This is a genomic window from Sandarakinorhabdus rubra, from assembly GCF_010994245.1.
In the GTDB taxonomy this organism is placed as follows: Bacteria; Pseudomonadota; Alphaproteobacteria; order Sphingomonadales; family Sphingomonadaceae; genus Sandarakinorhabdus; species Sandarakinorhabdus rubra.
Genome location: NZ_WMHO01000131.1, coordinates 1 through 7515 on the forward strand (window position 1 = coordinate 1; position 7515 = coordinate 7515).

Genomic DNA, 7515 nt, shown 5'->3' on the forward strand with positions numbered 1-7515 from the left:
GTTGCACACCGAGCGGATGCACACTTCGCCCACCGTGCCCGCCGGCAGCGCGGCGCCCACCGGGCCATCGCCATCGGCAATGCGCAGCTCCACCAGCGGCGGCGCGGCGCGGCCGGTGGAGGCGGGCTTGGCGCGGTAATTCTCGCGGATGTTGCCGGCACCCACTCCGTTCGTTTCGGTGAGGCCATAGCCCTGCACCGGGTGCTTGCCCTGGAACTCGTGGGCCAGCCGATCGACATGCTCGGGCGGGCGCGGCGCGCCGCCGGATGCGATGTCGACCAGCGATGACAGGTCATATTTGTGGCGGTCGGGATGCTGCATGAGTTCAAGGCTCATGGTCGGCACGCCCACGAAATAGGTGCAGCGCTCCTTCTCGATCAGCCGCAGCGCCTCGCCGGCATCCCACTTGTGCATGATGATCATCTTGCGGCCGATGGCGATGGAGACCAGCAGCACCGGCACCAACCCGGTAATGTGGAACAGCGGCACGTTCAGCAGCATCACCTGCTGTTCGGCCGGGGTTGCGCCGGCCCGCGCCGAAAGCTCCAGAAGCGCCAGGCCGGTGACGAGGAAGTTCATCGTCCCCGACACCTGCGCCCGGTGGGTGGAGACCGCCCCCTTGGGAAAGCCGGTCGAGCCCGAGGTGTACATGATCGTGCAGTCATCCTCGGGCGACAGTTCCGGCAGATACCACATCGTCTCGGGGCTTGCCGCCAGCTCGTCCTCGGCGCGGGCAAAGCCCAGCTGGGCCGCGACTTCGCCCGAAGTGCGCACGGTCAGCACGGTGGCGGTGCAGGAGAGGGTGGCCAGCCGGCGGGCGCGCTCCTCGTCGGCGATCACCAGCCGCGCGCCGGAATCGCTGATGCCATAGGCCATCTCGTCGGCGGTCCACCAGGCGTTCATCGGGATGCACACGGCGCCCATGTGCAGGATGGCACAATAGGCGATCACCCAGTCTGGATAGTTGCGCATGGCAACACCGACGCGATCACCCTTCGCAATGCCGTGGCGATGCTGCAGCATGGCGGCAAACTTCAGGCTGCGCGCATAAACTTCGGCGAAGGTCAGCCGCTCCTCGCCAAACACCAGGAACTCCTTGGGGCCCTGCGCGGTGAAGAAGGTGGCCAGGAACTCGCGCATCGTGGGCGGCGCGGCGCTGAACACCGGCAGGGTGACGCCGCGCACCGGCTGATTGGCAACCGCGAGCATCCCGCCTGGAGCGATGATCCCGGCGACCACATCGTCGAGCGCGGTATCAAGCGCGGATTTCGTCACGGCAATTCTCCCAGGGCTGGGCCGGTGGACCCGGCTTCACTGCGCCCCATTCATGCCACGCCCGCCGATGCTTGCAAGCGCAAGCATCTCGTCCCCTCCCGCGCGCAGGGGCAGCCGAATGCAGGCCTCAATAGCCCAGCTGGCGGGCGATGCGGTCGCCGTGGAAGGCGCTGTCGCCAAAGGTTTCCTGTGCGGCGCGGGCCCGCTTCATGAAGAAGCCGATGTCATACTCGTCGGTCATGCCGATGCCGCCGTGCATCTGCACGCCCTCGTTGGTGGCGAGGATGGCGACATCGCCGGCCTTGGCCTTGGCGAGGGAGACGAACATCGGCGCGCGGTCGCTGCCCTCGTCCAGCGCCTGCAGCGCCTTCAAGGTGGCCGATCGTGCCAGCTCGATCTCGCAGAACAGGTGGGCGGCGCGATGCTGCAGGGCCTGGAAGCTGCCGATCTTCTGGCCGAACTGCTCGCGCTGCTTCAGATAATCGACCGTGGTGGCAAAGGCCTGGCCCGACACGCCCAGCATCTCGGCGGCAAGGCAGGCGCGGCCGGCGTCCAGCATCTTCTCGAGAATCGCGAAGCCCTCGCCCACGTTGCCCAGCACGTCAGCACCATCGACCTGCACGTCGCTGAGCGTCACCTTCGCCGCATTGCGGCTGTCCACCATGGAGCGGCGATCGATCTTCACACCGTCGGCCTTCGGGTTGACCAGGAACAGGGTGATGCCGGCCCGGTCATCCGTCTCGCCATCCGTGCGCGCCGCCACGATCAGCGTGTCGGCAACATGGCCATCGAGCACGAAGCCTTTCACGCCATTCAGCCTGAAGCCGTTGCCGGACGGGGTGGCGGTGGTCGCCACATGGCTGGGCTTGTGGCGGGCGGCCTCGTCGGCGGCCAGCGCCAGCAGGTGGGCGCCCTGCGCGATCAGCGGCAGATATTTCGCCTGCTGCTCGGGTGTGCCGGCCCTGAGCGCGGTCGCCCCCAAGACGGCGGTGGAGAGCATCGGGGCAGCACTGAGATTCTTGCCCATGGCTTCAAGGATGATCCCGGCCGCGACATGGCCCATGTCCGCCCCGCCATGGGCTTCCGGCACCAGCACGCCGGCAAAGCCCATCCCGGCCATCCTGGTCCACACGTCGCGGGAAAAGCCGGTGGCATCCTTCGCATCGCGCAAGGCCCGGTGCTGCGACACGGGGGCTTCATCCTTGAAGAAGCCCTCCGCACTGTCGCGGATCATCTGCTGGTCTTCGGTCAGGACAAGTGCCATTTGTCAGGCTCCCGGCAGGTCAAGCACGCGCTTGGCGATGATGTTCAGCTGCACTTCCGAGGTGCCGCCCTCAATGGAATTGGCGCGGCTGCGCAGCCAAGAGCGGGCGAGATCACCCTCGCCCTTCTCCTCGCCTTCCCAGGTCAGCCCATCCGAACCGCGGATCGACATCAGCAGCTCCATGCGCTCCTTGTTCAGTTCGGTGCCGTAATATTTCAGCATGGAAGACAGCGCGCCGGTGTCCTGGCCGGCCTTGGCCTCGGCCAGCACCCGCTCCATCGTCAGCGAAAACGCCAAGGCGTTCATCTCGTGGCGGGCGATGTCGGTGCGCAGCGCGGTATCGGCGAGGATGGCGGCATCCAGCCCGATCAGCTTGCGGGCGATGTTGGAGACACTGTCACGCTGGCCACCACCGGTGGAATCGGAGCCGCCAATCATGTTGCGTTCGTGGGTGAGCAGATATTTGGCGATGGTCCAGCCCTTGCCCGGCTCGCCCATCAGGTTCTCCTTGGGCACCTTCACGTTGTCGAAGAAGGTCTGGCAGAAGGGCGAGGAGCCGGAGATCAGCTTGATCGGGCTGGTCGACACGCCTTCGGATGCCATGTCGAACAAGAGGAAGCTGATCCCCAGGTGCTTTGGGGCCGTCGGGTCGGTGCGGACCAGGCAGAAGATCCAGTCCGCCTTGTCGGCGTAGGAGGTCCACACCTTGCTGCCATTGACAAGATAATGATCGCCCTTGTCTTCGGCCGAGGTGCGCAAGGACGCCAGGTCGGAGCCGGCGCCCGGTTCGGAATAGCCCTGGCACCAGCGGATCTCGCCGCGGGCAATCTTGGGCAGATGCTCCAGCTTCTGGGCCTCGTTGCCATACTTCAGCAGCGCAGGCCCCAGCATCCAGATGCCGAAGCTGGACAGCGGCGAGCGCGCCTTGATGCGGCGCATCTCCTCGGCAAGCACCTTGGCTTCGGCGCGATCAAGGCCGCCGCCGCCATATTGCTTCGGCCACTCCGGCACCGTCCAGCCCTTGGCGCCCATGCGCTCGAGCCAGAGCTTCTGGGCCTCGCTCTTGAATTTCACATTGCGGCCGCCCCAGCACACGTCATCGTCATCGCGGATGGGCTGGCGCATCTCTTCAGGGCAGTTCGCCTCCAGCCAGGCGCGCGTTTCGGCGCGGAAGCTCTCAAGATCGGCCACGATTGCTCTCCCACTGGCAAATTCGATGCTGCACTCTATGGTGCCCGCCGCCCCTCGGCAAAGCTGGCAGTTGATGTAGAGGCCCGATGCTCCCCGAACTGTTCATGACCGCAGTGGACTTCACCACCCTGCCGGTGCGGCCCGAGGCCTTCACCATCCCGGCCTTCACGCTGGCCGGCAGCGACTGGGGCCCGTTCTCGCTGCGCTGGTACAGCCTTGCCTACATCGCCGGCATCGCAGGCGCTTGGGTTTTGCTCACCCGCATGATCCGCCCGCCGGGCGCGCCGCTCAACCAGACCCAGCTCGACGATTACATCACCTGGGCAACGCTGGGCGTGATCGGCGGCGGCCGGCTCGGCTATGTGATCTTCTACAACCCGGCCCAGTATCTGGCTGATCCTATCTCCATCCTGCGGCTGTGGGATGGCGGCATGAGCTTTCACGGCGGCTGCTTCGGGGTGATCGCCGCCTGCTTCCTCCACGGCTGGTTCGCGAAGTTCAGCGGGCTGCGCCTGCTCGACTATGTCGCCACCGTCACGCCGCTGGGGCTGGGGCTGGGGCGGCTGGCCAATTTCGTCAATGGCGAGCTGTGGGGCCGGCCGACGGGGAGCGACTGGGGCATCATCTTCCCCGAAGCCGGGCCGGAGCCGAGGCACCCCAGCCAGCTCTATGAGGCCGGCCTGGAAGGCGGTGTGCTGTTCCTGCTGCTCACCTTCCTGTTCTGGCGCACCGGTGCACGCCTGCGCCCCGGGTTGCTGTCGGGCGTGTTCGGCCTTGGCTATGGCCTGTCGCGGACCATTGTGGAGAATTATCGCGAGCCGGACCGGCAGCTGGGCATCCTCGATACCGGTCTCACCATGGGGCAGACGCTGTCGCTGCCGTTGATCGCGGCGGCCCTGCTGCTGCTCGCCGTGGCGCTGTTGAGGAAGCCGGTTGTGGCGTGACTCTGGCCTCCGCCCTGGCACAGCGCATCGCCGCTGAAGGCCCGCTGCGGCTGGATGCGTGGATGGCGGCCTGCAACGCTGCCTATTATGCCGGCGACGATCCGCTGGGCCGCGATTTCACCACCGCGCCGGAGATCAGCCAGATGTTCGGCGAGATTATCGGCGGCTGGATTGGCGATCTGTGGCTGCGCGCCGGCAAGCCGGCCTTCCATCTGGTCGAACTGGGGCCGGGCCATGGCACGCTGCTGGCCGATGCCTTGCGCCTGCTTGGCCGGCTGCCGGGGCTGGCCGACGCCATGGCGCTGCACCTTGTCGAAACCAGCCTGCCGCTGCGCAGCATCCAGCGCAGCCGCCTCGCCGGTTGGCCGGCGGCCTGGCATGAACAGGTGGACCAGCTGCCCGCCGACCGCCCGCTGATCGTGATCGCCAACGAATTCTTCGACGCGCTGCCCATCCGCCAGCGCCGCGCCGGGCGGGAGTTGTTCGTGGGCCTTGCCGATGGCCTGTTCCACCCTGTCTGGCAGGACAGTCCTGGCGAGGACGCGGAATGGAGCGAGGCCAGCCTCGCCATCGCCAGCCAGCTCGCCGAACGCCTCAAGGCACAGGGCGGTGCTTGCCTCGTGATCGATTATGGCCATGGCGGCGCGGCCGACGGCAGCGCGCCCGACACGCTGCAGGCGGTGCATCGCGGCGAGATGGTGAGCCCGTTCCTTGACCCCGGCACCCACGATCTGACCGCACATGTCGATTTCGGCGCGCTGGCGCGGGCGGCCCACGGCCTCGCTGTCCACGGCCCGGTGGCGCAGGGGGCCTTCCTGGGGCAGCTGGGCATTGCCGCCCGCGCCGAAGCGTTGAAGGCCGGCAAGGCCCCGGCCGAGGCCGCCGCCATCACCGCCGCCCACCTTCGGCTCACCGCGCCGCAGCAGATGGGCGCCCTGTTCCAGGCCATGGCGCTGGTGGCGCCAGGCTGGCCTGTCCCCGCCGGATTTGGCATGGACGGGGCATGAGCCACCCCCTCATCACCTTTCGCGATGCCACGCCGGCCGACGGCGCGGTTCTGGGCGGCATCGCGCGCGCCACCTTCATCGACACGTTCGGGACGCTCTACAAGCTGGAGGATCTCGCCACTTTCCTGGCGCAGGGCAGCGATGCCGCTTATGCCGCCGAACTCGCCGATCCCGATATCGAGGTGCGCTTCGCCGAAACCGGCGGCACGCCGATCGGCTTCTGCAAGGTCAGTTCGCTGAAGCTGCCAGCGCCCGATCCGGCGCCCGGCGCGGCGGAACTGCGCCAGCTCTACATCTACAAGCCGTGGCAGGGGCTCGGTATTGCCGATATGCTCACCCGCTGGGCGATGGACCGGGCGCGGGCGCGCGGCGCCCGCGAAATCTGGCTTTCGGTGTTCACCGAGAATGTGAAGGCGCGCCGCTTCTATGCCCGCCACGGGTTCGAGGAAATTGCGCCCTATGCCTTCATGGTGGGCGACCAGGCCGATGAGGACATATTGTGTCGGGCAACACTGTAGACTGGCTCACCGTGCCGGAACTGGCCGGCACCCGCCACGGCTTCCTCACGCGCCGGGGCGGCGTGTCCGACGGCGTCTATGCCAGCCTGAATGTCGGGCTGGGCAGCGATGATGACCGCCGGAATGTCGAGGAGAACCGCCGCCGTGCGCTGCAGGCGGTGGCGCCCGGCGCCGCGCTGGTGACCATGCTGCAGATCCATTCGGCCCGCGTCGTGCACGTGACGGAACGCATCTTCGATGATGCCCGCCCGCCGGCCGATGCCTGTGTGACGGCGACGCCGGGGTTGGCGCTGGGCATCCTCACCGCCGATTGTGCGCCGATCCTGCTGGCCGATGCCCATGCCGGCGTGATCGGCGCGGCGCACAGCGGCTGGAAGGGGGCGCTGGCCGATGTCGGCCCGGCCACGGTGGCGGCAATGGTGCAGCTGGGCGCCCGCCGCAGCCGCATCGTGGCGGCCATCGGCCCCACCATCGCCAAGGCCAGCTATGAGGTCGATACGGGCTTCGTGGAGCGCTTCTGCGCGGTCGATCCGGCCAATGAACGCTTTTTCGCGGCCGGCCGGCCCGGCCACGCCTGGTTCGATCTGGAAGGCCATATCGCCGCCCGCCTCGCCGCCGCCGGGGTCGAAACCGTGGTGGCGATGGGCGTCGACACCTATGGCGATCCGGATCGCTGGTTCAGCTTCCGCCGCACCACCCACCGTGGCGAGCCGGATTATGGCCGGCAGCTCTCGCTGATCGCCCTGCCGGCCTGAAGCGTCCGGCTGGGACCGCCGGGCCGAACGGCGATTCCCTTTTTGCCCTCGCCGCCGTAACGTGGACGGCGCATGGACCTTTATCTGCCCATTGCCGAGATGTCGGTGAACGCCCTCGTCATCATCCTGCTGGGGGCGGGGGTGGGCTTCCTGTCGGGCATGTTCGGGGTGGGGGGCGGCTTTCTCACCACGCCGCTCTTGATCTTCTATGGCATTCCGCCGGCCGTTGCGGTGGCGTCCTCGGCGACGCAGATCACCGGCTCGTCGGTGTCCGGCGCGCTGGCCTATTGGGAACGCGGCCAGGTCGACGTGAAGATGGGCGGCGTGCTGGTGGCCGGCGGCGTGGTGGGCGCCGGCCTGGGGCAGGTGATCTTTCGCCTGCTGCAGGATGTCGGCCAGATCGATATCGTCATCAGTCTTGTCTATGTGCTGTTCCTGGCGGTGATCGGCGGGCTGATGCTGCGCGATGCGGCGGCCGCGCTGCTGGCGGCGCGCGCCGGTCAGCCGCCGCCGCCGCGCCCGCGCCGACACCTGCCGTGGGTGGCAGCGTTGCCGTGGCGG

8 protein-coding genes are annotated in these 7515 nt (G+C 67.8%); 5 read left to right on the forward strand and 3 right to left on the reverse strand.

All coding sequences use genetic code 11. The annotated features are described in order from the left end of the window. From GJV64_RS09085 to GJV64_RS09095, 3 genes are all read right to left on the reverse strand, one after another. The coding region (locus tag GJV64_RS09085; RefSeq protein WP_235927677.1) for a class I adenylate-forming enzyme family protein at positions 1 to 1275 on the reverse strand (1275 nt) is incomplete at its 3' end. Positions 1276 to 1402: 127 nt separating this feature from the next. Beyond that, complete coding sequence (locus tag GJV64_RS09090; protein ID WP_164156935.1) at positions 1403 to 2539, reverse strand: acyl-CoA dehydrogenase family protein; 1137 nt, start codon at positions 2537 to 2539, stop codon at positions 1403 to 1405. A gap of 3 nt (positions 2540 to 2542) precedes the next feature. Next, positions 2543 to 3730, reverse strand: a complete 1188-nt coding sequence (locus GJV64_RS09095; protein ID WP_164156936.1) for an acyl-CoA dehydrogenase family protein — start codon at positions 3728 to 3730, stop codon at positions 2543 to 2545. 86 nt (positions 3731 to 3816) lie between these two features. On the opposite strand from GJV64_RS09095, the gene lgt reads away from it, so the two are divergent. The 5 genes from lgt to GJV64_RS09120 all read left to right on the forward strand — a co-directional run. After that, positions 3817 to 4674 carry a prolipoprotein diacylglyceryl transferase gene (lgt, locus tag GJV64_RS09100; RefSeq protein WP_164156937.1) on the forward strand — a complete coding sequence of 286 codons (858 nt, stop codon included), beginning with the start codon at positions 3817 to 3819 and terminating at the stop codon, positions 4672 to 4674. After that, positions 4671 to 5681 carry a class I SAM-dependent methyltransferase gene (locus GJV64_RS09105; protein ID WP_328799172.1) on the forward strand — a complete coding sequence of 337 codons (1011 nt, stop codon included), beginning with the start codon at positions 4671 to 4673 and terminating at the stop codon, positions 5679 to 5681. Before lgt ends, GJV64_RS09105 begins: the two co-directional genes overlap by 4 nt. Next, entirely contained in the window at positions 5678 to 6199 is a 522-nt protein-coding gene (locus tag GJV64_RS09110; RefSeq protein WP_235927678.1) for a GNAT family N-acetyltransferase, read from the forward strand. The genes GJV64_RS09105 and GJV64_RS09110 overlap by 4 nt, the downstream gene beginning before the upstream one ends. Beyond that, entirely contained in the window at positions 6181 to 6954 is a 774-nt protein-coding gene (gene pgeF, locus GJV64_RS09115; protein ID WP_164156938.1) for a peptidoglycan editing factor PgeF, read from the forward strand. The genes GJV64_RS09110 and pgeF overlap by 19 nt, the downstream gene beginning before the upstream one ends. Before the next feature lie 72 nt (positions 6955 to 7026). Further along, the coding region (locus GJV64_RS09120; protein ID WP_164156939.1) for a sulfite exporter TauE/SafE family protein at positions 7027 to 7515 on the forward strand (489 nt) is incomplete at its 3' end.

Bases quoted from the DNA above. Each gene is read 5' to 3' on its own strand.
- GJV64_RS09090 (WP_164156935.1), bottom strand. From the start codon at position 2,539: ATGGCACTTGTCCTGACCGAAGACCAGCAGATGATCCGCGACAGTGCG.
- lgt (WP_164156937.1), top strand. From the start codon at position 3,817: ATGCTCCCCGAACTGTTCATGACCGCAGTGGACTTCACCACCCTGCCG.
- GJV64_RS09110 (WP_235927678.1), top strand. From the start codon at position 5,678: ATGAGCCACCCCCTCATCACCTTTCGCGATGCCACGCCGGCCGACGGC.